Genomic DNA, 24101 nt, shown 5'->3' with positions numbered 1-24101 from the left:
GACGATGCACTTCGGTGTAGCGGTATTTCCCGGCTCCAATTGCGATGCAGACACTTATAACGCACTGAAATACCTCGGCCACCAAGTCAGTTACCTCTGGCATGCCGAGGACGAACTGCCGGCGGTGGATTGTGTGGTGCTTCCCGGTGGCTTCTCCTACGGTGATTACCTGCGGCCCGGCGCCATCGCCCGGTTCGCGAAAGTCATGGAGCAAGTGACGGACTTTGCCAATAAGGGCGGTCTTGTCCTTGGAATCTGCAATGGTTTTCAAGTCCTGACCGAAGCAGGACTGCTGCCCGGCAGTCTGCAACGGAACGACAACCTCCAGTTCCGCTGCCAGTGGCAGTGGCTGCGTGTAGAAGGCCGGGATAATATGTTTACTCGTCATCTGGATGGGGAATTACTGCACCTGCCAATCGCCCACGGCGACGGCAGCTATTATCTACCTCCAGATGAGCTCAAGGGTTTGGAAGCACGGGGTGGAGTGGTCTTCCGGTACTGCGATGAGGCAGGCAATGTCTCCTCTGCTGCCAATCCCAACGGCGCCGTGGCCAATGTGGCCGCTGTCACCAACGCCGAGGGCAATGTCCTGGGGATGATGCCCCATCCAGAGCGGGCAGTAGAAAAGATTCTTGGCGGTACAGACGGACAGCGGCTGTTTGCCGCAATTGTTCGGGGATGGGAGGCCAGGCAATGAATTGGCAGAAATACGGACTTATTGAAGCTGAATACCAGGCAATTGTCGAACAGCTGCAACGGGAGCCCAACGAACTGGAGCTGGCCCTGTTTGGCGTCATGTGGTCAGAGCACTGCAGCTATAAGCACACCCGCAATCTCCTGAAAAACTTGCCCACCAGCGGCGAGCTGGTGGTTCAGGGCCCCGGCGAAAACGCCGGTGTCATCAAGGCCGGTGAAAATCTGGGCATTGCTTTTAAGATAGAAAGCCACAACCACCCCTCAGCGGTAGAGCCCTATCAGGGCGCCGCCACCGGAGTCGGCGGTATCGTCCGGGATGTGTTTAGCATGGGCGCCCGGCCGGTGGCCATCCTTGATTCTCTGCGCTTCGGAGACCCAAGCCAGGAGCGCACTCGTTATCTGCTCAAAGGTGTGGTTAGCGGTATCGCCGGTTACGGTAACTGTCTGGGCATCCCGACAGTGGGCGGCGAAGTCTATTTTGATGATTGTTACACAAAAAACCCGCTGGTCAATGCCATGTGCATCGGGCTTGTGCCCCTTGACCGACTGAAAAAAGGAACCGCAGCCGGGCCAGGCAATCAGGTTCTGTTGGTGGGCGCCCGCACTGGACGGGACGGTATTGCCGGCGCTGCCTTTGCTTCCACCGAGTTGGCGGAGGACACCGATGCCGACCGGCCGGCAGTGCAGGTTGGCGACCCGTTTACCGAAAAACTGTTGCTGGAAGCATGTCTGGAACTGGCGGACAATCCATATATTATCGGTGTCCAGGATTTGGGCGCCGCTGGCATTACCTCCTCGGCCTGCGAGATGGCGTTTCGGGGTGAATGTGGCCTGGATTTGGAACTTTCTCGGGTGCCGGTGCGGGAAGAAAACATGACACCTGTGGAGCTGATGCTCTCTGAATCCCAGGAGCGGATGCTGGTTGTAGTTACCCCAGAAGGGGTGGAGGCAGTTCAGGCAGTCTTTGCCCGTTGGGGCCTGGAGGCCGAGGCGATCGGCACTGTAATCGACGGTGGCGACATGGTGCTGCGTATGCACGGCGATGTGGTGGGCCGGGTGCCGGCAGCCGCTCTTGCCGATGGCGTCCCCCGGCGCAACCCGCCGGTCAAACGCCCCCAGTGGCTCGTCCAGGCTGACGAAGACGGCGCCAGGAATTTACCGGAAGCCGATTATAATAAAGAGCTTTTGAATCTTTTAGGCAGCGCCAATATCTGCAGTCGGGCGCCGGTGTTCCGCCAGTATGATCATATGGTGGGCACCAACACCGTGCAGGCCCCGGGCCTGAGCGCGGCAGTGTTGCGCATCCCTGGCAGCACCCAGGGTATTGTCGCTGCCACCGACTGTAACTCCCGCTATTGTCAGCTGGACCCCCGGGAAGGGGCGCGGCGGGCGGTGGCCGAAGCTGCACGGAATGTGGCCTGCACCGGCGCAAAGCCGGCGGCGGTCACCAACTGTCTTAACTTCGCCAGTCCGGAAAATCCCGAGCACTACTGGACCTTGACCGAGGCGATTTCTGGCATGGCTGACGCCTGTCGGGCGTTGGACACCCCCGTGGTGGGGGGCAATGTAAGCCTTTACAACGAAAGCGGCGGCACCGCCATTTTCCCCACCCCGGTTATTGGGATGGTGGGATTGACCGCTGACATAAATAAGACCAGTACGATTATCCCGGCAGCAGGTCAGCAGTTGTTGCTTGTGGGCAATCTCCAACCGCGCCTCGGCGGCAGTGAGTACTTGTATAACAAACTGGGGCGTCTCACCGGCCCGATTCCCAAGGTGGATCTGGAGCTGGAGAGCCGGCTTTGCAATTTTCTGCCCCAGGCCATCGCCGATGGGCTGGTGGCTGCTGCCCATGATGTCAGCGAAGGCGGAATCGCCGTAACACTGGCGGAAATGGCAATCAGTGGCAAGGTGGGAATGTCGGTTGAGATTCCTGTCGGTGTGCGACCTGACTGTTGGTTGTTCGCCGAGTCACCCGGCGCTGTGGTGGTGGCTGTGGAGCGAGAATCATTGCCTGGGCTTCAGTCAATGGTAGCGGAGCATAATTTGCCCGTCCGCATCTTGGGCACAGTTGGCGGTAATCATCTCCAAATCGGCAACCAAGTCAATCTGAGTGTAGGCGAACTGGCCACCGCCTGGCACTCGCCCCTGGAAGCGGTGTTTGGCCAATGAGACCAATTTATGAGGAATGTGGCGTGTTTGGCATTTGGCATCCCGGCGGTGAGGCGACCCTGATGACCATGTTCGGTCTTGTCGCCCTGCAGCACCGGGGCCAGGAAAGCGCTGGCATTGTCTGGGACAAGGACGGCCTGCGGATAAAGAAGGGGCTCGGCCTGGTGGAAGACGCTTTTCGCGGTTGGCATCCCGGCGAGAACCGGGCCCAGGCGGCCATTGGTCATGTCCGCTATTCTACTTGTGGCGCAGCCACTCTGGCAAATGGTCAACCCTTGCTCTTTAACAGCCGGCTGGGGTCGCTGGCCCTTGCCCATAACGGCAATCTGGTGAACGCCAAGGAGATCCGCGATCAGCTGGAACTCCAGGGCTCAATCTTCCAGACCGATTCTGACAGTGAAGTTATTGCCCACCTGCTTGCTCGCTCCACCACCGAGTTGGACAGCGCTCTCGTTTCAGCCCTGGGCCAGGTCAGGGGCGCCTATGCCCTGGTCCTGCTCACACCGGGCCGGATGCTGGCGATTCGCGATCCCCACGGTATCCGACCCTTGGTCCTGGGTAAGCTAAGCGACGGTGGCTGGGTTGTGGCTTCGGAGACATGTGCCCTGGATACGGTGGGTGCCGAGTTTGTCCGGGAGGTGGAACCAGGGGAAATGCTCTCAATCACTGAGCAAGGACTTGAAGCCAGCAGCTTGCTCCCGGCCAAAAAGAACAGCTTTTGCATCTTTGAATATATATATTTTGCCCGTCCAGACAGCGCCTTCGCTGGCGGTAATGTGCATACAGTGCGTCGCCAGATGGGCCATCTGCTAGCCAAGGAAGCGCCGGCCGATGCCGATATTGTCACCGGCGTTCCCGACTCAAGCCTTTCCGCCGCCGTCGGTTATGCGGAAGGCTCCGGCCTTCCCTACGAGACCGGTCTTGTGCGCAACCGTTACCTCGGGCGCACCTTTATCCGTCCCAGCCAGGAACAACGGGATCAGGGCGTGTCCCTGAAACTGAATCCGATCCAGGGCGTGGTGGCGGACAAGCGGGTTGTGCTGGTGGATGATTCTCTGGTCCGGGGCACAACCAGCAAACGGCTGGTTACCATGCTCCGCCAGGCGGGGGCCCGGGAAGTGCATCTACGGATCGCCTCGCCACCGGTACGCTACCCCTGCGGTTTGGGGATTGATACCCGGGATGATCTGATTGCAGCCCGGATGGATGTGGAGGAAATCCGGAAATATATTGATGCTGATTCTCTGGTATTTTTGTCTGAGGAGCAGACAGTTGCTGCCACCGGTCTTGCACCTGACTCTTTGTGCACCGGTTGTTTCAGCGGCAACCATCCGGTAAGGAGGGGTTAGATGAAACTCACCTACAAGGACAGCGGCGTCGATGTCCAGGCTGCAGACAAACTGGTGACCGAATACGGTAATTTGGCTGAAGCGACCGACCAGAGTCATGTGTTGTCTGGTGTAGGCGGTTTTGCCGGCTTCTTTGCCCTGCCCGAGGGTTACCGGCAGCCAGTTCTGGTCAGCTGTACAGACGGTGTCGGCACCAAGCTGCGCCTATTGATTGACCATGATCGGCCCGAGGTAGCGGGGATGGACGCGGCGGCGATGTGTCTCAACGATCTCGCCACCTCCGGCGCCCGCCCCCTGTTCATGTTGGATTACCTGGCCTGCGGTCAGTTGTCCCCTGATGTGGCAAAGCGAGTGGTCGCCGGTTTTGCCCAGTATTGCCGCGAGAGCAAGTGCACGTTGCTCGGGGGAGAGACCGCTGAAATGCCGGGTTTTTACCCCCAGGGAGATTTCGACATTGCCGGCTTCGCAGTTGGTGTGGTTGAGCGGGACGAGATTGTCGACGGCAGCACTTGTTGTGAGGGTGACGTGGTAATTGGCCTCGCCAGCAATGGTCTCCACAGTAATGGTTTCTCTCTGTTTCGAAAACTGTTGTCAGAGGGGCTGCTGGCCATGGAGGAGACTTATCCGGGCCTTGACGGCAGTTTAGCGGAGGCGGCACTTAAACCAACCAGACTTTACACTGCCTTAGTCGAGCAAGTGAGGAAAGATGTAAACGTCAAGGCGATGACCAATGTTACCGGCGGCGGTCTGCCGGGGAATCTGGCCCGGACAGTGCCGAAACACTTAGATGTAATAGTTCAGAGTAATTCTTGGCCCCGCCCCGCCATCTATCAGTTGCTGGCCAAGGCCGGCATTGACGAGGCGGAACTGATGGCTACCTTTAATGCGGGGATTGGCTATACGCTGGTGGTCAGCAAAGAGGAGGCGGAGCAGGCAATCGCTGCCTGCAACAACTTGGGTTGCGAGGCCTGGCAGATTGGCCACCTGTCCCCCGGCAGCGGCCAGGTGAAGATAGATGTTTAAGTTGGCGGTGCTGGCTTCCGGTCAGGGCAGCAATTTACAGGCCCTGATTGATCAGGTGCATGCGCCGGGGGAGGCCGAGGTTGTCGCTGTGCTTTCGGATAATCCCAAGGCCCCGGCCTTGGAGCGGGCCCGCAAAGCGGGAATTCCTGCCCAGGCAGTAGCGCCTACAGCGGGAGAGGGGCGCGAGGCCTTTCATCAGCGGTTGGCAGCAGTGCTAGACCCCTATCAACCGCAGCTGCTGGTGCTGGCCGGTTACATGCGGATCTTACCCGAGAGTTTCTTGGAGCATTTCCCGGCAATAATAAATGTCCATCCTTCGCTGCTGCCGGCCTTCCCCGGCCTGGATGCGCCGCGGCAGGCAATTGAGTATGGCGTCAAGGTAAGCGGTTGCACGGTGCATCAAGTTGATGCCGGGATGGACACCGGACCAATCTTACTGCAGGCTGCGGTACCGGTTTTCACTGATGACACCCCGGAGACCCTGCACCAGCGCATTAAGCCCTGGGAGCATAAACTACTGGCTGAGGCCGTATTGATGTGGAGGGATCAACGATGGAAATAAAGCGGGCGCTGATCAGCGTCTTTGACAAAACAGGTGTGGTGGAACTGGCCCGGGAGTTGGCTGCCTTGGGCGTTGAAATTGTCTCCACCGGCGGCACCGCCAGCACGCTGCAAAAAGCCGGACTTGCAGTTACCTCTGTAGAGCAGGTAACCGGAAGCCCGGAAATCCTTGATGGACGTGTCAAGTCTTTACACCCCCGGATTCATGGCGGTATTCTCGCTCGCCGGGATTTGGCTGCTCACCGGGATCAACTGCAGGCCCATGAAATCCAAGCTTTTGATCTGGTCGTTGTCAATCTTTATCCCTTCTCCCAGACAATTGCCGACCCAGACTGCACCCAGGAGCAGGCCCTGGAGATGATAGATATTGGCGGCCCTGCGATGCTCCGGGCTGCAGCCAAGAACTTCCCCTGGGTCTTGCCCCTATGCCGGCCTGCTGACTATGGGCAGGTGATATCTGCTCTGAAACACGGAAATGGTTTTGAGCAACAATTGCGCCGGGAACTGGCGACAGCGGCCTTTGCCCACACAGCCGCCTATGATGCTGCCGTCAGCGCTTGGCTGACGGAAACCGAGTACCCTGAAATTCTCCCCCTTGCCCTGGAAAAACGCCAGGACCTGCGCTATGGGGAAAATCCCCAACAGCACGCTGCACTATATACTCTATCTGGCGGCGCAGGCACCCTGGCGGCAACCTCCCCGCTCCAGGGCAAGGAACTTTCCTACAATAATCTTAACGACGCAGATGCGGCGTTCGGACTTGTGGCCGAGTTTGACCAGCCGGCTGCGGTGGCGGTGAAGCATGCAGTGCCCTGTGGCGTCGGCATTGGCGAAACAATAGCCCAGGCCTTTAGCCGCGCCCGGGACTCCGACCCTGTCTCCATATTTGGGGGGATTATTGCCTTAAATCGGTCCGTGGACGCTGAGACTGCAAGCTTACTCAAGGAGATTTTCCTGGAAGTGATAATTGCCCCGGAGTTCGATGCTGATGCCCGGGAAATCCTGGCCAAAAAGAAGAATCTGCGTCTCCTGCAGTGTCCGGTTAAAAAGAACGGCGGCCGCGTGCTGCGCTCGATTGCAGGTGGTGTCTTGGTTCAGGACGCCGATCTTGGCCAGACCGATGAAGAACTTGACCCCGATGCTCTTTTGGCCTGGCTCACCGTCAAGCATGCCAAATCCAACGCGATTGTGCTTGCCAAAGACGGTCGCACACTGGGTATTGGCAGCGGCGCCACCAGCCGCATTGATGCGGCGCGTGTGGCCCTGAATTCAGCCGCAGAAGCTGCCAAGGGGGCTGTGCTGGCCTCCGACGGTTTTATACCCTTCCCCGATGTCGTTGAGGCCGCAGCTGCCGCTGGAATTGCGACGATAGTTCAGCCCGGCGGTTCTAAAGGCGACCCGGAAGTTATGGCTGCAGCCGAAAAGGCTGGAATCACAATGATTCTCACCGGAATCAGGCATTTCCGCCATTAAAGGAGGTAGCAATATGCGCATACTAGTGATTGGTGCAGGCGCCCGGGAGCATGCCTTGGCAGAAAAGATTCTCGCCAGTCCGATGCCCTGCGAACTGTATTGGCTGCCCGGCAATGGCGCTCTTCAGGGCAGGGTGACACAGGTGCGAGATATTGATCCCAATGACGGTCCGTCCCTGGCCACCTATGCTCAGCGGATGGAGATAGACCTGGCGGTGATTGGTCCTGAGGCGCCCCTTCTGGCCGGAGTCAGCGATTGTCTGCGGGAAGTGGGTATACCCTGCTTCGGTCCCTCAAAGGCGGCGGCCCAATTAGAGGGCAGCAAGGCCTTCGCCAAGGAACTGATGGTAAGCAACAACATTCCCACCGCCCGCTATCAGCTGGTGGCTGGCCAAGAGGAAGCCCTGCGGGCTCTGGAGAATTGGCAGGCGCCGGTGGTGATCAAGGCCGACGGCCTTGCTGCAGGCAAAGGCGTGACTGTGGCCCAAACGCTGGAAGAAGCCAGGGCCGCCGCTTCAGCCCTCACCGGTCCGGCAGTGATTGAAGAATATTTAGAGGGGGAAGAACTCTCCTTTATGGTCCTGGCTCAGGGGCGCGAGTATGTGCTCCTTGCCCCCAGCCGCGATTATAAACGGGTCGGAGACAATGGCACCGGCCCCAATACCGGCGGTATGGGCGCCGTCAGCAGTTTTGAACTGGTGGACCACGAATTGCAGCACGAAATCTGCAACACAATCATCACTCCCACCCTCACCGCCATGGATGCAGATGGCCGCCCCTTCAGCGGCGTGCTCTACGCCGGCCTGATGCTCACCAAAGCGGGCCCCAAGGTGCTGGAATTTAACGTCCGCTTTGGCGACCCCGAAGCCCAAGCAATCCTTTCCCTGTGGGAAGATGATCTGCTCAAGGTATTGCTGAAAGTCGCCAAGGGCGAACTGCCTCGCTGTCTGACCTGGTCCAAGGGTGTGGCCCTGACCATGGTTCTGGCGGCGGAAGGGTATCCGGGCAAACCGCGGACAGGCGATGAGATTGCTGGTCTCGACCAGTTGCCAACGGGAGTCACCGCCTATCAGGGGGGCACCGCCTGGCAGGATGATAAGCTGGTGACCAACGGCGGCCGGGTGCTGAGCCTGACCACCGCCGCGTCAGATGTGGAAACCGCCCGCAAACAGCTGTCCAAAGCCGTTGCCCAGGTCAGTTTCCCCGGCATGCACCATCGGAATGACATCGGCCTCTAACTTGTCTCGGGGACGATAACCATTTTGCCCACATAAAAACGGAGCTGTGGTTTGAACCGCAGCTCCGTTTACTTTGGAAAAAGGTGTCCTTCGAGTTATGTTATTTCGCTGCCATTCCGCCATCAATTCGGTAGGCAGTGCCGGTGATAAATTTTGATTTATCAGAAGCCAGGAATAGAATCAGCTGGGCAATCTCTTCATTCAAAGCATAGCGTTGCAGAGGGATTGCATTGATAAATTGCTTTTTTATCTCTACACCGCTACCAGGCGCAATGCCCTCTTCAATAGAGCGCATCATTCTGTTGTCTACTGGGGATGGGCAAACTGCGTTGACCCTGACCCCGGCTTCGGCAGCTTCAAGAGCAGCTGTTTTCGTAAGTCCTAGCACAGCGTGCTTGGAAGCAACATACGAGGCCATACCCGGTGAACCAATAAACCCGGCAACTGAGGCGGTATTGATTATACTACCCCGCATGTTTTTCATCATTACCGGCAGAACATGTTTCATTCCGTACAGAACACCCTTCACATTTACATTCAGAACCAGGGACAGGTTGTCATCGGTGGTTTCTGTAATCGGTTGAACCTTTCCTTCAATACCGGCATTATTAACAAAGACATCGATAGTACCGAATTTGATAAAAGTTTGTTTTACATAATCAATTACATTTTCTTCCCTGGAAACATCTGCGGCAACCGCGATATAATTGTCCTTGTTCAGGCGAAGCTCCTCTGCCATCTCCTCAATACTCTCCTGTTTTAAGTCGACCAGGCAGAGCCTCGCTCCTTCCTCAGCAAACTGGCGGGCAGTTTCTTTGCCGATTCCACCAGCAGCACCAGTGATTACGACAATTTTTTTATGAAAGGACATTAACTATCTCCTCCACAGGATTGTATTCGTTTCACTATATTTTTTGGTTAATCTCCGCCTGTTACACTGGATATTTCTGTAAAGCATAATAAATCTTTGAACCAAAAAGGAGCCGCTGCTGCTAGGGCTCCTTTTTTCTCGAACATTATGGGCGGATGTGAACTTCGGTAAACGTCTTGCGTAGTATTGTGGCCATCTGCTGCATTGTTGCAGGAGCTGGTGCGGTAAACTTTTTACCACTTAAGTTGGGCTCCGGCTGCACGGCCTGGAGGGAGAAGCGCTCACCACCCTGGCAGAAGGCGGCAATTTCCTCTATATCCGCAACAGTATGCAGTTCGACAGCAACAGTGGTTCTGTGTTCATGGGCCACTCCCGAATCTTTAAGCAGCTTCACCGACTCAGTGATTTTACCCATATCCATTAGCTCCAGCCCTGCGGTCTCGGCATATTTGCCGGGGCTGTTTTTGATATCCATAGCCACATAATCCACCAGTTTTCGCTCCAGCAGGTCAGCCAGTACATCGGGCTTATAGCCGTTGGTGTCAAGTTTCACTGCTAGCCCGGATCCTTTGACCTTTGCCAGAAAATCACCCAGCCAAGGGGCTAAAGTCGCTTCGCCACCGCTGATTACAACGCCCTGGAGGACAGTGCGGCGCCGGTTCAGGAATTGCCAGATCTCTTCCCAGGGAATTTCCGGTGATGTCCTTTCCACCAGCGAAATGTTGTAGCAGAAAGGACAGCGAAAATTGCAGCCGCCGACGAAGAACACACAGGCAACCTTGCCGGGAAAATCGATGACGCTGGTCTTCTGCACGCCCCGGAAGCAATAATCTTTACTCATTACCGGCCTTCTGGCTGTACTCAAATTCCAGCCGGTCCTTGTATTCTTCCTTCTTCCCCGGGTTCCAGTTCTGCACCGGCCGGTGGAAACCAACCACCCGGGTCCAGATTTCAGTATCCCGGCCGCAGGTGGGGCAACTGAATTGCTCGCCCTTGATGAAGCCGTGGTCGGGACAGATGGAGAAGGTGGGGGAGATGGTCAGGTAGGGAATGTGGTAGTTTTCCAGAATTGATTTGACTAGGTTTTTGCAGGTCTCCAAGTCATCGATGGACTCATTGAGGAAAGCGTGGAACACAGTGCCGCCGGTATATTTGGTCTGCAAATCATCTTGCAAATCCAGGGCATCAAATACGTCTTCGGTGAGACCGACCGGCAACTGGCTGGAGTTGGTGTAATAGGGCTCGTCTTCGCCGGCGGTGTGGATTTCGGGATAGGCGCGCCGGTCGATGCGGGCCAGACGGTAAGCGGTGCCTTCTGCCGGAGTCGCCTCCAGGTTAAACAGATCGCCGGTTTCCTCCTGGTATTCAATCATCACCGCCCGCATGTATTCCAGAACCTTGTTTGCGAAGGCCTGACCCCGGGGTGTGGCAATACTTTCACCGGTGCCAAACAGGTTGGCAATTGCTTCATTCATGCCATTGATGCCGATGGTGTTGAAGTGGTTTTTCCAATACTCGCCGAAACGCTCATGGACAGTGCGCAGGTAGAAGCGACTGTAGGGGTAGAGACCCAGTTCGGTGTTCTTCTCGATGACTTTGCGTTTTATCACCAGCGAAGACTTGGCCAAATCCATCAACCGGTGCAAGCGGTTGATGAACTCCTCTTCGTTGCGGGAGAGGTAGCCGAGGCGGGCCAAATTGACGGTGACAACGCCAATCGAGCCGGTCAGGGGGTTGGCGCCAAACAGGCCGCCGCCCCGCTTGCGCAATTCCCGGTTGTCCAGACGCAGCCGGCAGCACATGCTGCGGGTGTCCTCGGGAGACATGTCGCTGTTGATGAAGTTGGCGAAGTAGGGGATGCCGTAGCGGGCGGTCATTTCCATGACAGCGTTGACCACCGGGTTGTCCCAGTCAAAGTCTTTGGTGACATTGTAAGTGGGGATGGGAAAGGTAAATATTCGTCCCCGGGCATCGCCCTGCATCATTACATCGCAGAAGGCGAGGTTGATCATGTCCATTTCTTTCTGATAGTCCTGGTATTTATTGTCCTTGGGTTCGCCGCCGATGATCACCGGCTGGTCGGCGAGGGTAGAAGGGCAGACCAAGTCCATGGTCAGATTGACAAACGGGGTCTGGAAGCCGACCCGGGTGGGGACGTTTAGGTTATAGACAAATTCCTGAATTGCCTGGCGCACTTCCGTTTGGGAGAGCTTGTCGTGGCGCACAAAGGGGGCAAGGTAGGTATCAAAGGAGCTGATTGCCTGGGCTCCGGCCGCCTCGCCCTGCAGTGTGTAAAAGAAGTTCACCAGCTGACCGAGGGCGGTGCGGAAGTGGCGGGGCGGCGAGCTCTCTACTTTGCCGTGCACACCCCGGAATCCGTCGATCAGCAGGTCTTCTAAGGACCAACCGCAGCAGTAGGGCGCCAATAGGCCCATGTCGTGGATGTGGAAATCGCCGTTTTGATGGCACTCTTTGATTTCCGGCGGGTAAATCTGGTTAAGCCAAAAACCCTTGGTGACTTCAGAAATTACGTGATTGTTCAGTCCCTGGAGCGAGAAATCCATGTTGGAGTTCTCGGTGACCTTCCAATCCTCTTTGGTGACATATTCGGTCACCAGCTTCTGGGCGTCCACATAAGTTTGCTTATATTCCCGCATGTACTCGTGCTGAAGTCGGTAGCGAATGTACCGGCGGGCAGTTTGGCGTTCACCGACCTCCATCAAAGTTTCTTCGACAGTGTCTTGGACTTCTTCAACCGTTGGGTAGCCGTTGGCCAGCTTAATTTGACCCAGTCGATACAACACCCGGTCGGAGATCACTTCTGCTAGTTTAATCAGCTCTTCCCGACTGCGCTCAGGATAGTTGGCAGTCAGGGCGGCCCGGATTGCCCGGGTAATCTTCGGCTGTTCAAATTCAACAATTGACCCGTCTCTCTTTTTAATTTTTACAAACATCTGAATAACCTCCCTCGCTAGAACACTATAAATTGTGTTTACCGATTATGTAAACCACAATATATTGTGGTTGGTAACTAATTAGACACGGGGGAGGAATAATCCTGCCAAATTGGCAAATTCTTTTTTTCACACTCTGAAACAGTGGTACCCATTAAAAAACAGGACGCGTGGCGCGTCCCGTTAGCGTGTGGATATCCGTTTGCGTATGATACCGCTGAAGGCGTCTACGGCCAGGACGAGAACGATCATCCCTCCTAGGAGTAAGCCGACCCGTTCCCAATTGCGGGCTTCCAGGTTCATCATTAGGTAGGTGCCGATGCCGCCGGCGCCAATGATACCAAGGATGGTGGCGGTACGAATGTTGGATTCCAGACGATAGAGGGATGCGGCCAGGAAATCGGGCAGCACCCGGGGCAGCACAGCGAAGCGTAGGACCTGGACTGATGTGGCGCCGGTGGCGCGCAGGGCCAGGAGCGCCCGGCTGTCCATGCTTTCGACAATATCGGTATAGAGCTTGCCCAGGACGCCGCTGGTGTAGATGGTCAGGGCCAAGGCGCCTGCCAGTGGCCCGGGACCGACGCCTCGGAAAAACATAATCGCCAAAATCAGCGAGGGGAAGGTGCGAATCAGGTTCACCAGGAGTTTATTAAACAGCGGCCAGGCCTGAAACCGCCAGAGATTGCCGGCGCCCATAAGTGCCGCTGGTATTGCTGCTAAGGAACCAATCCCGGTGGCAAAGACAGCGATGTAGAAGCTTTCCGCAAGACCTTGCCGCAGGCGGTAAAAATACGTCCAGTCTGGTTGCAGCATGCGCCTGACCATGACGGTACCCTGTTCGAGCCCCAGGAAAAGGCGCTCCCAGCCCATGTCCAGAAGCGACAGGCCCCAAACCAGTGCAATCGTCAACGCCACCAGGCCGCTGGCCAATTTCAGGCCGGACCAGAGACGAAAGCTGCGGTAGGTTTTGAAATTCAGCCCCGGGAGCTGCACCAATTGCAGGCGGCGGGCGAGCCAGCCGGCGATGTCAATCAAGGCGATTGTGGCAAAGAGCAAGAGTATCAGGGTGGCCAAGCGGTCGTAGCGCAAAAAGTTCAAATCCCGCCACAAGAGTTGACCAATGCCACCGGCGCCCACCATGCCCAGGACGGTGGAAGCCCGGGTGTTGACTTCCAGGCTGAAGAAAAACAAAGACCAGAGACGCCCGCCGATGCGGGGCAGGACAGCGTAGACAATCAATGCGGCACGGCCGGCGCCCACGGCATGGATGGCTTCCAGCTCACGGGCTTCCAGCCCCTCAATATACTCGCTCAATAGTTTGGCGACCAGATTGCAGCTGGTGATTGCCAGGGCAAGGATGCCGGCGCCGGGGCCGATGCTGAACAAGGTAACCAGGAATGCTGCCCAGAACACATGGGGCAGGGCCCGGACAGCGGCCATGATACTGCGGATAACCCGGTAGATGGCCGGATGTGGCGTAATGTTTTCTGCGGCCAACAGACTCAGGGGCAGGGCGAAGACGGTGCCAAGAATCGAGCCCACCAGCGCCATCTGTAGGGTTTCCAGCAGGCTGTCCATGACTTCCATGACATAGCCCCAGTCGGGACTGAGCATTCGCTCCAGTAATGCGCCCATTTGCGGCAAACCTTGCCAGATGCGAACGGGGTTAAAGCCCACCTGATAGCCGCAGAACAGCAAAAAGGCAAGGACCAGCGCCGGCTTAAGACGCCGCATGGCCTGCCTCTATTTCTGCCGGGTGCGGGGAGCGACCGTAAATTTCAGAGAAGGTCTCGCTGCACACCGAGTCGCTGGGACCGTCGTGGACAATCTGGCCCTGACGCATGCCGATGATTCGGCGGGCATACTGACAGGCCAGGTTGATGTCATGCAGGTTGATGAGGATGGTAATTCCCTGTTGACGATTGATGCGTTTAAAGTATTGCATAATGTCATGTGCGGTAGGGGGGTCGAGGCTGGCCACCGGTTCGTCGGCAAGGATGATTGCCGGCTCCTGGGCGAGGGCCCGGGCGATGCTCACCCGTTGTTTCTGGCCGCCGCTCAAATTGCCTGCCCGCTCATAGGTTTTATCGGTAAGCTCAACTTGCGCCAAGCAGCGCTTTGCCAAGTCCACATCTTGCGGGGGAAACTTGCCCACAAGCGAGCCCCAACCAGAGTTGTAGCCGAGACGGCCGGCCAGGACATTGGTGAGCACCGGCGACTGGTCCACCAAATTATAGTCCTGGAAAATCAGGCCGATGCGCCGACGCAATCTCCGCAGTTCCTTGCCTGCCATGGCCGCCACATCACTGCCGTCCACCAGCACCCTGCCACTTTCTGGGCGTACCAGACCGTTCACTGCCCGGAGCAAAGTGGATTTACCGGCGCCGCTTAGTCCGACCACGGCGACAAAATCGCCCTTCTCAATAGTAAGATTGACCCCGGACAGGGCCTTGACCCCGCCGGGGAAAGTTTTGTTTACTGCCTCAAACTGGATCATTAGCACCGCCTCCTGTCACTCTGCCTCCCTGAGGTCAACATCCAGGGTCCGGGCTGTTTGCCGGACGATGTCGTAATCGCTGTCGGTAGCCGGAACAAATCCATACATGTCAAACAATTCTCGAAGCATTTCGGCGCCGGCTTCGTCTTCGGCAATGTTCAAAAGCGCTGTTGCCAGTCGCTGGGCCATCTCTTCATCCATTCCCCCGGCCACGGTCACGGAGATGTTGGGAATCGGATCGGTGACAGCCAATTGCACTGTGTCATCCATGGCCTGGGGAAACTCTGCTTTATAGCGCTCTCTGGCATCGAGGAAGACAGCTGCCACGTCTACATCGCCGTTGAGTAATGCCTGCAGGCCGCGATCATGGCCACCGGCATAAACCAGGTTGAAATCCTTGTCGATATCATAACCAAGATTAATTAGATGGGCTGCAGGATATAGATAGCCGGAAGTGGATGCAGGATCGACAAAGGCAACCCGCAGGCCATAAAGATCTTCAATGCTGATATCGCTGTCTGCCCGGGCAAGGATTTGCGACCGATAAAAGGGGAGACCGTCGCTGCGCAGGGCGGTGAGGATGACCTGGGCCTCACTTTCGCTGTTGGCCAGCAGATAGCTGAAAGGCGGGATAAAACCAAAGTCCACCTGCCCGGAACCCAGTCCCTCAACAACCGACACATAGTTCACTGCCGTAAATGGCCGGACCTTAACGCCTAGTTCTTCGCTGAGCATTTCCGCCAGTGGTTCGACGCTTTCAATCAATGACTCGGCATCACGCATCGGGACAAAGCCCATCACCAGTTCTTCTTCGGGCTGGGCGCAGCCAGCCAAGCTGAAGGCAACTACTAAAACGATAATTAAAGCAAGTTTTTTCATACTCAAGACCTCTTTTCAGTATGTGCTTTACATACCCATGCTTCCCGGGTAAAATAAGTGTATGGGTATGCTTCTATGTTTTGCTATATTAATTATGGCACCGTCCCATCAGCTTTGTCAATAAGGAGAGAAGAATTATGGATAGTGTACCAGTACGCTTGGACCACGATAGCGATATCCCCCTGTATAGACAAATTGCCGATCAGCTGCGTCAGGCAATCGATGCCGGCAGTTTGGCGCCGGGCAGCAAATTGCCTTCAATTCGCCAATTATCGGGGGAACTGCAGGTTAATTCAGTAACCATAGTTACGGCCTACCGGCTGTTGGAGCAGGAAGGTTATGCCTGGCCCCGGCCGGGTAGCGGCACCTATGTGCGGGTGGCGCCTGCTCCAGAACCGACCCGGCAAATTTCGGTGCCCCACGAAGGGATTAACTTCGCCAGTGGTACGCCGACGCCGGAAATTTTTCCGATCGAGGTTTGCCGCGACCTCCTGAATCAGGTGCTGGACCGGGATGGCGGCCATGCCTTTGGCTACCAGGAAAGCGAGGGCTATTATCCGTTGCGGCAGTCCCTTCAAGAATATCTGGCCACTGCCGGTGTCGACGTAAAAATCGAAAATGTACAAGTTATCTCCGGTGCTCAGCAGGGGATCGACCTGGCTGCCAAAACCCTGATCAATCATGGTGATGAAATCATGGTGGAAAGTCCGACGTATCAAGGAGCAATCGCTTCCTTCATGTCCCGGGGCGCCCGGATAATTGAGGTTCCCCTGGAGAAAGATGGACCGGATCTGGCTGCCATCGCCTACAAACTGAGGACTCACCGGCCAAAACTGTTCTATGTAATGCCCAATTATCAGAACCCTACCGGTTACAGTTATTCGCAAATGAAAAAAGAAAAGCTGCTCTATTTAGCAGCTAAACATGGATTTACCATCGTTGAGGATGACTATCTGAGCGAAATGTCATTTAGTGGTCCGCCCCGGCAGCCCTTAAAAGCCCTGGATCGGGAAGGGGCAGTATTCTTTATTAAGAGCTTCTCCAAGATCCTGATGCCGGGCCTGCGCCTGGGGGTCCTGGCTGTACCCGACCAGCTGACAGCCACCGTCAGCGCCGCCAAGCAATACTCGGATATTTCCAGTTCTGGCTTGTTGCAGCGGACCCTCGACCTTTACCTGCGCCAACAGGCATGGCACAAGCATTTGCAATCGATGAAAGAGATTTATGCCCAGCGCTATCAAGTATTGATTGGGGCTGTGGAGACGTATTTACCCCAATTGCGGTTTACCGCTCCTGAAGGCGGTCTGCACCTCTGGCTGCAGCTTCCCGATCGCTTTGACAGCAATTCGCTCTATGAGCTCTGTCTGCAAAAAAACGTGCTCATCAGCCCTGGCAGCTATTTTGGCGCCCAGCAGCGTTGGTTCCGCCTCAGCTTTGCAGCTGTCCATGAGGACGAGATTGAGCCTGGCATCAAGCTCATCGCCCAAGCCCTTGAGACCCTGGCCCGTCCCGCATCCGCCAGCCCCCTGCTCTAACTTGCCCCGGGCAGTTCCGCATCTGCCTGCAATCAAAAAGACGTGGTCTCCCACGTCTTTTTGAATTACTTGCGGAAACTGGTTGGCAGCACATAACCCACCACCGCGCCAGCGAATAGCTGGGTGTATTCGCTGTATAGCCATAAAAATCTGGGAAAGATGTGTCCAATCCAAGCTGGCCAAACCATAAGCAGGCCAAGGATTAAAAACGGCAGGCCGAGGAGTAACAGCCGCGGCCAAATCGGTTTTGCGCCCCGCTTGCCTGCACTTGCTTCCAGGCCAGGCAACAACCCCAGGGCCAGGCCGGCAACAAAGAAGTGAGTTCTGAACAGCAAGCTAAATTCGTAGGTCCGGTGCATCTCCGCGCGGAGAGCGGTGTGGAGTTCGCCGAAACCGAGATTCCTAGCCGCGTTTAAGGAACGCCGTCACACAGTGGACGGCCCCCCAACCCTTGAGAATCTCGTCAAACTCCGCAGTGATAACCTCGACGCCGTGTTTCTCCAGCTCTTCCCGGCAGCGGGGATTACCAGAGGGCTGCACAACCAGCCCGGGACGGATGGCGACAAAGTTTACGCCCAAGGTCTCCTTGGCTTCAGTTTGGGAAGGAGCTTCCAGAATTCGATAACCGCGTTTACGCAGGGCGGCGCAGACGTCATAAGGAACCTGAGGGGCGTGAACCATGGCAATCTCTTGGCTTGCCAGGTTCAACAGGCCGTCGATATGGGCATGGCCGTACGGAATTTGCATCGGGATGATTTCGTTTACACCCAGGCGACGCAGTTCATACTCCACCTGCTCATAGCCGTCCCGGTTGGTGCGGGAGCCGGTGGCAAGAATCACTGTCTGGCAATCTACCCAGAGGGCGTTGGCGCCCTCAAAAATTCCTGCGCCATTGATCGTGCGGAGAATCGGCACGCCCAAGGCGGCCAGGGCCTCGGCGGCGTAGCGTTCTTCGCCCCGGCGCTCGCGCATAGCCGGGCGTCCGATTATCGCACCTTCCGGCGTCATGAATACCAAATCACGCATGAACACAGCATTGGGTCGGTCAGGGCGCTGATTATCGACATAATATACCTGAACACCGTGGTCTCGGTAGATTGCAGCCAGGGCGTCATGTTGGGCCCGGAATTTTTCCGGGTCTACAGGCGCTTTAAAGCGGACATGGGCATGGTCGAAGGATTCAATCTCTGGGCCCGGTCGGCGCAACAGCACCGCTTTCAGTGGCTCTACCTCTGATGCCACGCCCCAGTCGCCCCAGAAATCCGGCATATCGTTCTGGAACTCTTCTTCATTGGGAAACCAACGTTCTCCGGGAATAGCTTCTATATCTCTTGATGTCATAAAATGCCCTCCTGTCCAGTGGTTATTGCTTACTTCCATGGACAGGGGGCATTTTCCTGCAGGTAAGGTCCGTACAGTCCTGGGGCAGGTTATTCCCCTAGGTAGGCTTTGCGCACCTGGTCGTTGGCCGCCAGGTCGCTGCCTTTGCCTTCCAGGACGACATTACCTGTTTCCAGCACATAGCCGTAATCGGCAAGTTGCAATGCGGCCCGGGCGTTTTGTTCGATGAGCAATATCGTTACGCCTTCCTGATGAATCTGCCGGATAATGTTAAATACGTCCCGGACCAAAAGCGGCGCTAGGCCCAGAGAAGGTTCATCCATCATCATCAGTTGTGGCCGACTCATCAATGCGCGTCCGATGGCCAGCATCTGTTGTTCACCGCCCGATAGGGTACCTGCCAGCTGGGTTTTGCGTTCCAGCAACCGGGGGAACAGTTCATAAACCCAGTCCATATCCCGGCGAATTTCTTTGCTCTCGCGGCGCCCGTAAGCCCCCATGCAGAGGTTCTCATAAACGGTCATATCGGGAAAGACCCGGCGCCCTTCCGGTACCATAGTGATGCCGGCGCCGATGGTGGCGATAGTTTTCTGGTTGGTGATCTCCGTATCTTGAAAGGTCACAGTGCCGCTATATATTTTCTCCAGGCCGACGATGGCCCGCAGGGTTGTGCTCTTGCCGGCGCCGTTGGCGCCAATCAGAGTGACAATTTTACCACTGGGTACTTCAAAGCTAATCCCCTTGAGCGCATGGATGCCGCCATAGCGGACATGGAGGTTCTCGATTTTAAGCACCGGCATCCACCCCCAGATAAGCCTTGATAACCTGCTCATTGTTTTGGATTTCCTTTGGGTTGCCTTCGGCAATTGTCACGCCGTGGTCGATGACCTTTATCCGTTCACAAACGCCCATTACCACCCGCATATGATGTTCAATCATGAAGATGGTGAGCTTGAACTCGTCGCGAATGTGGCGAATGAAGTCCATCAACTCATTGGATTCCTGGGGATTCATGCCGGCTGCCGGTTCGTCTAAAAGCAGGATCCGCGGTTCGGTGGCCAGGGCCCGGGCTATCTCCAGGCGCCGTTGTTTGCCATAGGGCAGGGAGACGGATGGCTCGTGCAATGCATCTTCCAAATTAAGCGCTGTTAACAGCTCCAACGCCTTTTCCCTGATTTGACGGTCTTCGCGCCGATAACGGGGCAGGCGCAGGACTGCTTCCGCGAGGCTGGCCTGCATGCGTAGGTGGCAGGCAGCCATAACATTTTCCAGCACACTCATGCCCGCGAACAAGCGGATGTTCTGGAACGTGCGGGCAATGCCCAAGCCGGTGACAACATGGGGTTTAAGCTTGGTAAGGTCAATCAGTTGTTTGGGCTGTTGGGGTGAGCGTAGCCAGACCGTTCCGCTGGTGGGGCGGTAGATGCCCGTAATCATGTTGAATGCGGTGGTCTTGCCGGCGCCATTGGGGCCGATAAGGCCGACAATTTCTCCGTCTTTGAGTTCGAGGTTAAAGTCTTTGACCGCTGTCAGGCCGCCGAACTTCTTGGTAATGCCTTCAATACGCAAGATATTCATTGCCCAACCCCCCTTCCGCTTTGAAAGCGGGTGCGGACACGGTTCAAGAAGGCAAATGTCCGCTCCCAGCTTACCTCAGTGCGGCCCATTAGGCCCTGACGCCAGAAGATAATCACCGCCATCAGCAGCACGGCGAAGATGACCATACGCATGCCGGGAATTCCTGGGATGCGCATAAAGCCTAAGTCCATTGGCGATTCAAAGATGCGCAGCCATTCGGTGGCGATGGTAACAATAATCCCGGCAATTACCGTACCACTAATGCTGCCGAGGCCACCAATAACTGCGATTAGTAGCACCTGGAAGGTAAGCATAAACCGGAAAAAGGTGGGATTGACAGTGACTATTAAGTTGCCCATCAGGGCGCCACCGATCCCGGCCATAAAGGCGCTGATTACAAAGATAGTTACTTTATGCTTAAACAGGTTGATGCCCATGGCCTCGGCGGCAGTCTGGTCGTCCCGGATTGCCTTGAAGGCGCGGCCATAGCTACTGGTAACCATTGTCCGGGCAAGAATGACCGCCAATATTGCCAGCCCCCAGCTCCAGTAAAGGTTGGTGTGACTGGGGATGCCCTTCAGGCCGAGGGCGCCGTTGGTTAAACTCTGGGTATTCGTGAACACAACTCGGATAATCTCGGCGAAGCCCAGGGTGGCAATGGCCAGGTAATCCCCCCGCAACTTCAGGGCCGGTGCGCCAATTACGAAACCGAAAATGGCGGCGCCGATGCCGGCAGCTATGATGGCGATAACAAATGCGACTTCCACATTGGCCAGCCAGGGAACAATTGGTTCTAAAAAGAAGTTCGCCACTTTTTGTTCGGGAGACATGGTGAGCAGTGCGGAAATATAGGCGCCCACGCACATAAATCCGGCGGTGCCCAGGGCCAGGAGTCCGCCGTAGCCCAAAGTCAAGTTCATGCTCAGACCAAGAATCACGTAAATGGCACAGAGGTTGAGGACACGGACTTTATATGCATCCAGCAATCTGAACTCGCTGACCAGAATAATTGCCACCAGGAGCAATAAAGTAGAGCCAATTGTCAGCAAGCAGTGTTTGTGTAAGTGAATTTTGCCGATTTTCATGACTTCACCTCAGCTGTCTTTTCCCCGAGAATACCGGTGGGCTTGGCCAGCAAAATGAAAATCAGCAGAACGAAGGCGAAGGCATCCCGATATCCGGAGAGTTCTGGCATAAAGGCGACCAACATTATTTCACCTACGCCGAGGATAAATCCGCCCAGCATGGCGCCAGGGACGTTGCCAATACCGCCAACGACGGCAGCAATAAAGCATTTTAGGCCCGGAAACAAGCCGACCAGCGGATGAATCGAAGGGTACTTCATTGCCCACATGATGCCGCCGAATGCAGCCAGGGCGGAGCCGATGCCAAAGGTGATGGAGATGATTTTATCGACATCAATGCCCATTAACCGGGCGGTATCTAGATCTTTGGATGCTGCCCGCATCGCCATTCCCGTCCGGGTTTTGTTGATAAACCAAGTAAGACCGATTAACAGCAGTACGGTGAATATTGGAATATACAGGTTGAGACTGAGAACAGAAACATCTCCCAAATGCCAGAGTTGGTTGAACATGTCTGGACGGGGAAAAGCTTTGGGCCGGGCTCCAAACACAACCAGACCAAGGTTTTGGAGCAAAAAAGAAACACCAATCGCTGATATTAAGACAGATATCCGTGGCGCGTTACGGAGTGGGCGGTAAGCCATGCGCTCAATTGAGATACCAAAGGCAGCTGTCAAAAGGATAGCCAGCAAAAATGCCACTGGCCAGGGCAGGGAAAATAAGGTGACGCCAAACATCGCAAAAAACATTGCCGACATCAGAATTTCGCCATGGGCAAAATTTATCAGGCGCAGTATTCCGTATACCATGGTATAGCCAATGGCGATTAACGCGTAAAGGCTACCCAGAGCGATTCCATTGAATATGTGTTGAGTGAACTCGGTGCCGCTCATCGTATATACCCCCCCTTGGAAGAATAGCCCCCCCTCGGTGGAGGGGGAGCTGTTCAGATTATTACGGGTGCACCGTAGTCAGGTAGACAAATTCACCGTTTTCTACCGTATTGATAATCGCACTCTTGGTGGCATCACCATTTTCATCAAGGGTGATTATCCCGGTTGCGCCCTCGAAGATTTGGGTGTCAGCCAGGGCATCCCGGATATCCCCGGGGTCATGGCTGTTTGCCCGCTCGATGGCGTCCAAAATCACCAGATAGGCATCATAGCCGAGAGCGGCAAATGCGTTCGCTTCCGCCCCAAACTTATTCCGATATGCATCGAGGAACTCATTGGACCTGGCAGTGACTGGTGCCTGGGCAGTAAAGTGGGTGCTGTATACAACACCTTCAACTGCGTCGCCGCCCACGTCCAGGAAATCTGGCGCTTCCCAGGTATCGCCGCCGAGAATCGGGACGGTAATATCCGCCTCCCGGGCTTGCTTGATCAGCAGTGCTGATTCAGCATAGTTCCCAGGGGCAAAGATAACGTCGGGGTTGGCGGCTTTTGCTGTCTGCAACTGGGGAGTAAAGTCCTGGTCACCGGTGTTGTAATTGATTTCGGCGACGATGGAGTCGGCATCGCCGGTCAATTCGACAAACGCCTGCTTGAAAAAGTTGCTCAGACCGACTGAGTAATCCTGGGTTACATCCTTGATGATTGCCGCTGTCTTTGCACCCAGTTCATTGACAGCGTAGTTAGCCATGACGGTGCCCTGGAAGGGGTCGATGAAGCAGACCCGGAAATAGTAATCATTGCCCAGGGTGACTAGGGGGTTGGTGGGGGAGCATCCGACCACGGGAATGCCAGCTTCTTCCGCCACGGGGCCACCGGCCATGGATAACGAACTGCCATAGCTGCCGATGATAGCGTGCACATTATCCCGGTCAATCAGACGCGAAACAGCGTTGGCAGCTTCTTGAGGTTCAGATTTATTGTCCACCACGATGATCTCAATTTGCTTGCCCAGGATTTCCGGAAACAGTTCATTAGCCAGCTCAATACCTTCTACAGTCATTTCCCCGCCAGCGGCATTGACGCCGGTCATCGGTTCATAGACGCCGATGCGAATCACATCATCGTCTCCCCCGCCGCATCCGGCCAGGGGGAAGGCGATTAGGGCAAGAGCCAGTACCGCAAAACCAAGCTTCTTAAACATACCCTCTCCTCCTTGAGATTGAAATGAAATTGAGACCTGCGCGACCTGCACGACTAATTTCTGAAACATCACCCCTTTGTAATCCTTCAGGCAATTATCCACTACTATAGATATTCCATTAAAGCGGTAAATATTTTCCATGCCGATTATTACAGTTGAGAGCTCAACAAATGCCGTCAACCGGGAAAATCGCCCACTTACCTTTTACGATTCAGATTCATAGTATGTAGGGAGCACAGGCCATACAAGGCTTGCGCAGAAGAGAAGGGAGGTACATGCAGATGGATGAGAAACTTACCAGCTGCTGTCAGAACATCAGCGATGACCAGCAAATGCGTCAGGGCGGTCGGGTGCCTGCATCCTGCCCGCCAGGGTTTCAGGGTCGGTACACCGTCCGGCCTGGGGATACCATGTTCTTCATTGCCCGCCGGTTTGGTGTCAGTCTCAACGCTTTGATTGCGTCCAACCCGCATATTCCAAATCCCAGCTTGATTTTCCCCGGCGATGTGCTTTGCGTGCCTGGTGTGGCGCCGCCGCCTACATGTCGTGTTCCGGCGACCTGTCCCCCCGGATTCCAGGGTAGGTACACCGTTCAGCCGGGAGACACCATGTTCCTGATTGCCCAACGGTTTGGTGTCAGCCTCAATGCGCTGATCGCCGCCAACCCCCACATCCCCAATCCCAACGTGATTTTCCCCTGCGATGTGCTGTGTGTCCCAGGACCGCCGGCCCCCTGTCGTATTCCGGCAACCTGTC

General features: G+C 55.8%; 22 protein-coding genes. 9 read left to right on the top strand and 13 right to left on the bottom strand.

The window, feature by feature from the left end; translation table 11 throughout:
* Window positions 1–4: 4 nt before the first annotated feature.
* Genes purQ through purD form a run of 7 tightly spaced genes read left to right on the top strand, consistent with a single transcriptional unit; the run spans window position 5 to window position 8511 of the window.
* Window positions 5–697, top strand: a complete 693-nt coding sequence (gene purQ / locus FH749_10800) for a phosphoribosylformylglycinamidine synthase subunit PurQ (GenBank protein ID MTI95953.1) — start codon at window positions 5–7, stop codon at window positions 695–697.
* Entirely contained in the window at window positions 694–2868 is a 2175-nt protein-coding gene (gene purL, locus FH749_10795; protein ID MTI95952.1) for a phosphoribosylformylglycinamidine synthase subunit PurL, read from the top strand. Before purQ ends, purL begins: the two co-directional genes overlap by 4 nt.
* Window positions 2865–4217, top strand: coding sequence for an amidophosphoribosyltransferase (locus FH749_10790; protein MTI95951.1), 1353 nt, complete (start codon window positions 2865–2867; stop codon window positions 4215–4217). Before purL ends, FH749_10790 begins: the two co-directional genes overlap by 4 nt.
* Complete coding sequence (locus tag FH749_10785) at window positions 4218–5240, top strand: phosphoribosylformylglycinamidine cyclo-ligase (protein MTI95950.1); 1023 nt, start codon at window positions 4218–4220, stop codon at window positions 5238–5240.
* On the top strand, window positions 5233–5802 hold the full coding sequence (locus tag FH749_10780; GenBank protein MTI95949.1) for a phosphoribosylglycinamide formyltransferase: 570 nt from the start codon (window positions 5233–5235) through the stop codon (window positions 5800–5802). Before FH749_10785 ends, FH749_10780 begins: the two co-directional genes overlap by 8 nt.
* Window positions 5793–7274, top strand: coding sequence for a bifunctional phosphoribosylaminoimidazolecarboxamide formyltransferase/IMP cyclohydrolase (gene purH, locus FH749_10775; GenBank protein MTI95948.1), 1482 nt, complete (start codon window positions 5793–5795; stop codon window positions 7272–7274). Before FH749_10780 ends, purH begins: the two co-directional genes overlap by 10 nt.
* A 13-nt stretch (window positions 7275–7287) precedes the next feature.
* Window positions 7288–8511 carry a phosphoribosylamine--glycine ligase gene (gene purD, locus FH749_10770; protein MTI95947.1) on the top strand — a complete coding sequence of 408 codons (1224 nt, stop codon included), beginning with the start codon at window positions 7288–7290 and terminating at the stop codon, window positions 8509–8511.
* A gap of 100 nt (window positions 8512–8611) precedes the next feature.
* Here the strand turns inward: purD and FH749_10765 are convergent, their stop codons facing one another.
* The 6 genes from FH749_10765 to FH749_10740 all read right to left on the bottom strand — a co-directional run bounded on the left by FH749_10765 (window position 8612) and on the right by FH749_10740 (window position 15712).
* Entirely contained in the window at window positions 8612–9382 is a 771-nt protein-coding gene (locus tag FH749_10765) for an SDR family oxidoreductase (protein ID MTI95946.1), read from the bottom strand.
* A 145-nt stretch (window positions 9383–9527) separates the two neighbouring features.
* The gene (locus tag FH749_10760; protein MTI95945.1) at window positions 9528–10223 is read right to left on the bottom strand and encodes an anaerobic ribonucleoside-triphosphate reductase activating protein; all 696 of its coding nucleotides are present in this window, start codon (window positions 10221–10223) and stop codon (window positions 9528–9530) included.
* A complete protein-coding gene (locus FH749_10755; protein MTI95944.1) occupies window positions 10216–12336 on the bottom strand; it encodes a ribonucleoside triphosphate reductase in 2121 nt (706 codons plus the stop codon). The genes FH749_10760 and FH749_10755 overlap by 8 nt, the downstream gene beginning before the upstream one ends.
* Window positions 12337–12519: 183 nt before the next feature.
* Window positions 12520–14070 carry a phosphonate ABC transporter, permease protein PhnE gene (gene phnE, locus FH749_10750; protein MTI95943.1) on the bottom strand — a complete coding sequence of 517 codons (1551 nt, stop codon included), beginning with the start codon at window positions 14068–14070 and terminating at the stop codon, window positions 12520–12522.
* Window positions 14057–14833 (bottom strand): phosphonate ABC transporter ATP-binding protein, encoded by a 777-nt coding sequence (gene phnC / locus FH749_10745; protein MTI95942.1) that lies wholly within the window; start codon window positions 14831–14833, stop codon window positions 14057–14059. Before phnC ends, phnE begins: the two co-directional genes overlap by 14 nt.
* Window positions 14834–14848: 15 nt before the next feature.
* Window positions 14849–15712 carry a phosphate/phosphite/phosphonate ABC transporter substrate-binding protein gene (locus FH749_10740; protein MTI95941.1) on the bottom strand — a complete coding sequence of 288 codons (864 nt, stop codon included), beginning with the start codon at window positions 15710–15712 and terminating at the stop codon, window positions 14849–14851.
* Window positions 15713–15849: 137 nt separating this feature from the next.
* Here FH749_10740 and FH749_10735 point away from each other — a divergent pair, with 137 nt between their 5' ends.
* The gene (locus FH749_10735; protein ID MTI95940.1) at window positions 15850–17247 is read left to right on the top strand and encodes a PLP-dependent aminotransferase family protein; all 1398 of its coding nucleotides are present in this window, start codon (window positions 15850–15852) and stop codon (window positions 17245–17247) included.
* A 65-nt stretch (window positions 17248–17312) separates the two neighbouring features.
* Here the strand turns inward: FH749_10735 and FH749_10730 are convergent, their stop codons facing one another.
* From FH749_10730 to FH749_10700, 7 genes are all read right to left on the bottom strand, one after another.
* Window positions 17313–17606, bottom strand: a complete 294-nt coding sequence (locus tag FH749_10730) for a hypothetical protein (protein ID MTI95939.1) — start codon at window positions 17604–17606, stop codon at window positions 17313–17315.
* A 43-nt stretch (window positions 17607–17649) separates the two neighbouring features.
* Window positions 17650–18588, bottom strand: a complete 939-nt coding sequence (locus FH749_10725) for an amidinotransferase (protein MTI95938.1) — start codon at window positions 18586–18588, stop codon at window positions 17650–17652.
* A gap of 89 nt (window positions 18589–18677) precedes the next feature.
* Window positions 18678–19388 (bottom strand): ABC transporter ATP-binding protein, encoded by a 711-nt coding sequence (locus tag FH749_10720; GenBank protein ID MTI95937.1) that lies wholly within the window; start codon window positions 19386–19388, stop codon window positions 18678–18680.
* Window positions 19375–20166, bottom strand: coding sequence for an ABC transporter ATP-binding protein (locus FH749_10715; GenBank protein MTI95936.1), 792 nt, complete (start codon window positions 20164–20166; stop codon window positions 19375–19377). Before FH749_10715 ends, FH749_10720 begins: the two co-directional genes overlap by 14 nt.
* Window positions 20163–21251 (bottom strand): branched-chain amino acid ABC transporter permease, encoded by a 1089-nt coding sequence (locus FH749_10710; protein ID MTI95935.1) that lies wholly within the window; start codon window positions 21249–21251, stop codon window positions 20163–20165. The genes FH749_10715 and FH749_10710 overlap by 4 nt, the downstream gene beginning before the upstream one ends.
* The gene (locus FH749_10705; GenBank protein MTI95934.1) at window positions 21248–22144 is read right to left on the bottom strand and encodes a branched-chain amino acid ABC transporter permease; all 897 of its coding nucleotides are present in this window, start codon (window positions 22142–22144) and stop codon (window positions 21248–21250) included. Before FH749_10705 ends, FH749_10710 begins: the two co-directional genes overlap by 4 nt.
* Before the next feature lie 61 nt (window positions 22145–22205).
* Complete coding sequence (locus FH749_10700) at window positions 22206–23345, bottom strand: ABC transporter substrate-binding protein (protein ID MTI95933.1); 1140 nt, start codon at window positions 23343–23345, stop codon at window positions 22206–22208.
* Between the two features lie 332 nt (window positions 23346–23677).
* Here FH749_10700 and FH749_10695 point away from each other — a divergent pair.
* A partial coding sequence (locus FH749_10695; GenBank protein MTI95932.1) for a LysM peptidoglycan-binding domain-containing protein occupies window positions 23678–24101 on the top strand: 424 nt, incomplete at its 3' end.

The organism is Bacillota bacterium (assembly GCA_009711825.1).
Lineage (GTDB): Bacteria > Bacillota > Proteinivoracia > UBA4975 > VEMY01 > VEMY01.
The sequence above is the reverse complement of the archived record's forward strand: the minus strand, read 5'-3'. Positions and strand labels throughout refer to the sequence as shown.

Excerpts from the sequence above, each read along its gene's own strand:
- purL (MTI95952.1), top strand. The coding sequence starts at position 694 with ATGAATTGGCAGAAATACGGACTTATTGAAGCTGAATACCAGGCAATT.
- purH (MTI95948.1), top strand. The coding sequence starts at position 5,793 with ATGGAAATAAAGCGGGCGCTGATCAGCGTCTTTGACAAAACAGGTGTG.
- purQ (MTI95953.1), top strand. The coding sequence starts at position 5 with ATGCACTTCGGTGTAGCGGTATTTCCCGGCTCCAATTGCGATGCAGAC.
- phnE (MTI95943.1), bottom strand. The coding sequence starts at position 14,070 with ATGCGGCGTCTTAAGCCGGCGCTGGTCCTTGCCTTTTTGCTGTTCTGC.
- FH749_10730 (MTI95939.1), bottom strand. The coding sequence starts at position 17,606 with ATGCACCGGACCTACGAATTTAGCTTGCTGTTCAGAACTCACTTCTTT.
- FH749_10705 (MTI95934.1), bottom strand. The coding sequence starts at position 22,144 with ATGAGCGGCACCGAGTTCACTCAACACATATTCAATGGAATCGCTCTG.
- FH749_10700 (MTI95933.1), bottom strand. The coding sequence starts at position 23,345 with ATGTTTAAGAAGCTTGGTTTTGCGGTACTGGCTCTTGCCCTAATCGCC.
- phnC (MTI95942.1), bottom strand. The coding sequence starts at position 14,833 with ATGATCCAGTTTGAGGCAGTAAACAAAACTTTCCCCGGCGGGGTCAAG.
- FH749_10740 (MTI95941.1), bottom strand. The coding sequence starts at position 15,712 with ATGAAAAAACTTGCTTTAATTATCGTTTTAGTAGTTGCCTTCAGCTTG.
- FH749_10755 (MTI95944.1), bottom strand. The coding sequence starts at position 12,336 with ATGTTTGTAAAAATTAAAAAGAGAGACGGGTCAATTGTTGAATTTGAA.
- FH749_10715 (MTI95936.1), bottom strand. The coding sequence starts at position 20,166 with ATGAATATCTTGCGTATTGAAGGCATTACCAAGAAGTTCGGCGGCCTG.
- purD (MTI95947.1), top strand. The coding sequence starts at position 7,288 with ATGCGCATACTAGTGATTGGTGCAGGCGCCCGGGAGCATGCCTTGGCA.
- FH749_10725 (MTI95938.1), bottom strand. The coding sequence starts at position 18,588 with ATGACATCAAGAGATATAGAAGCTATTCCCGGAGAACGTTGGTTTCCC.
- FH749_10765 (MTI95946.1), bottom strand. The coding sequence starts at position 9,382 with ATGTCCTTTCATAAAAAAATTGTCGTAATCACTGGTGCTGCTGGTGGA.
- FH749_10785 (MTI95950.1), top strand. The coding sequence starts at position 4,218 with ATGAAACTCACCTACAAGGACAGCGGCGTCGATGTCCAGGCTGCAGAC.
- FH749_10780 (MTI95949.1), top strand. The coding sequence starts at position 5,233 with ATGTTTAAGTTGGCGGTGCTGGCTTCCGGTCAGGGCAGCAATTTACAG.
- FH749_10760 (MTI95945.1), bottom strand. The coding sequence starts at position 10,223 with ATGAGTAAAGATTATTGCTTCCGGGGCGTGCAGAAGACCAGCGTCATC.
- FH749_10710 (MTI95935.1), bottom strand. The coding sequence starts at position 21,251 with ATGAAAATCGGCAAAATTCACTTACACAAACACTGCTTGCTGACAATT.
- FH749_10790 (MTI95951.1), top strand. The coding sequence starts at position 2,865 with ATGAGACCAATTTATGAGGAATGTGGCGTGTTTGGCATTTGGCATCCC.
- FH749_10720 (MTI95937.1), bottom strand. The coding sequence starts at position 19,388 with ATGCCGGTGCTTAAAATCGAGAACCTCCATGTCCGCTATGGCGGCATC.
- FH749_10735 (MTI95940.1), top strand. The coding sequence starts at position 15,850 with ATGGATAGTGTACCAGTACGCTTGGACCACGATAGCGATATCCCCCTG.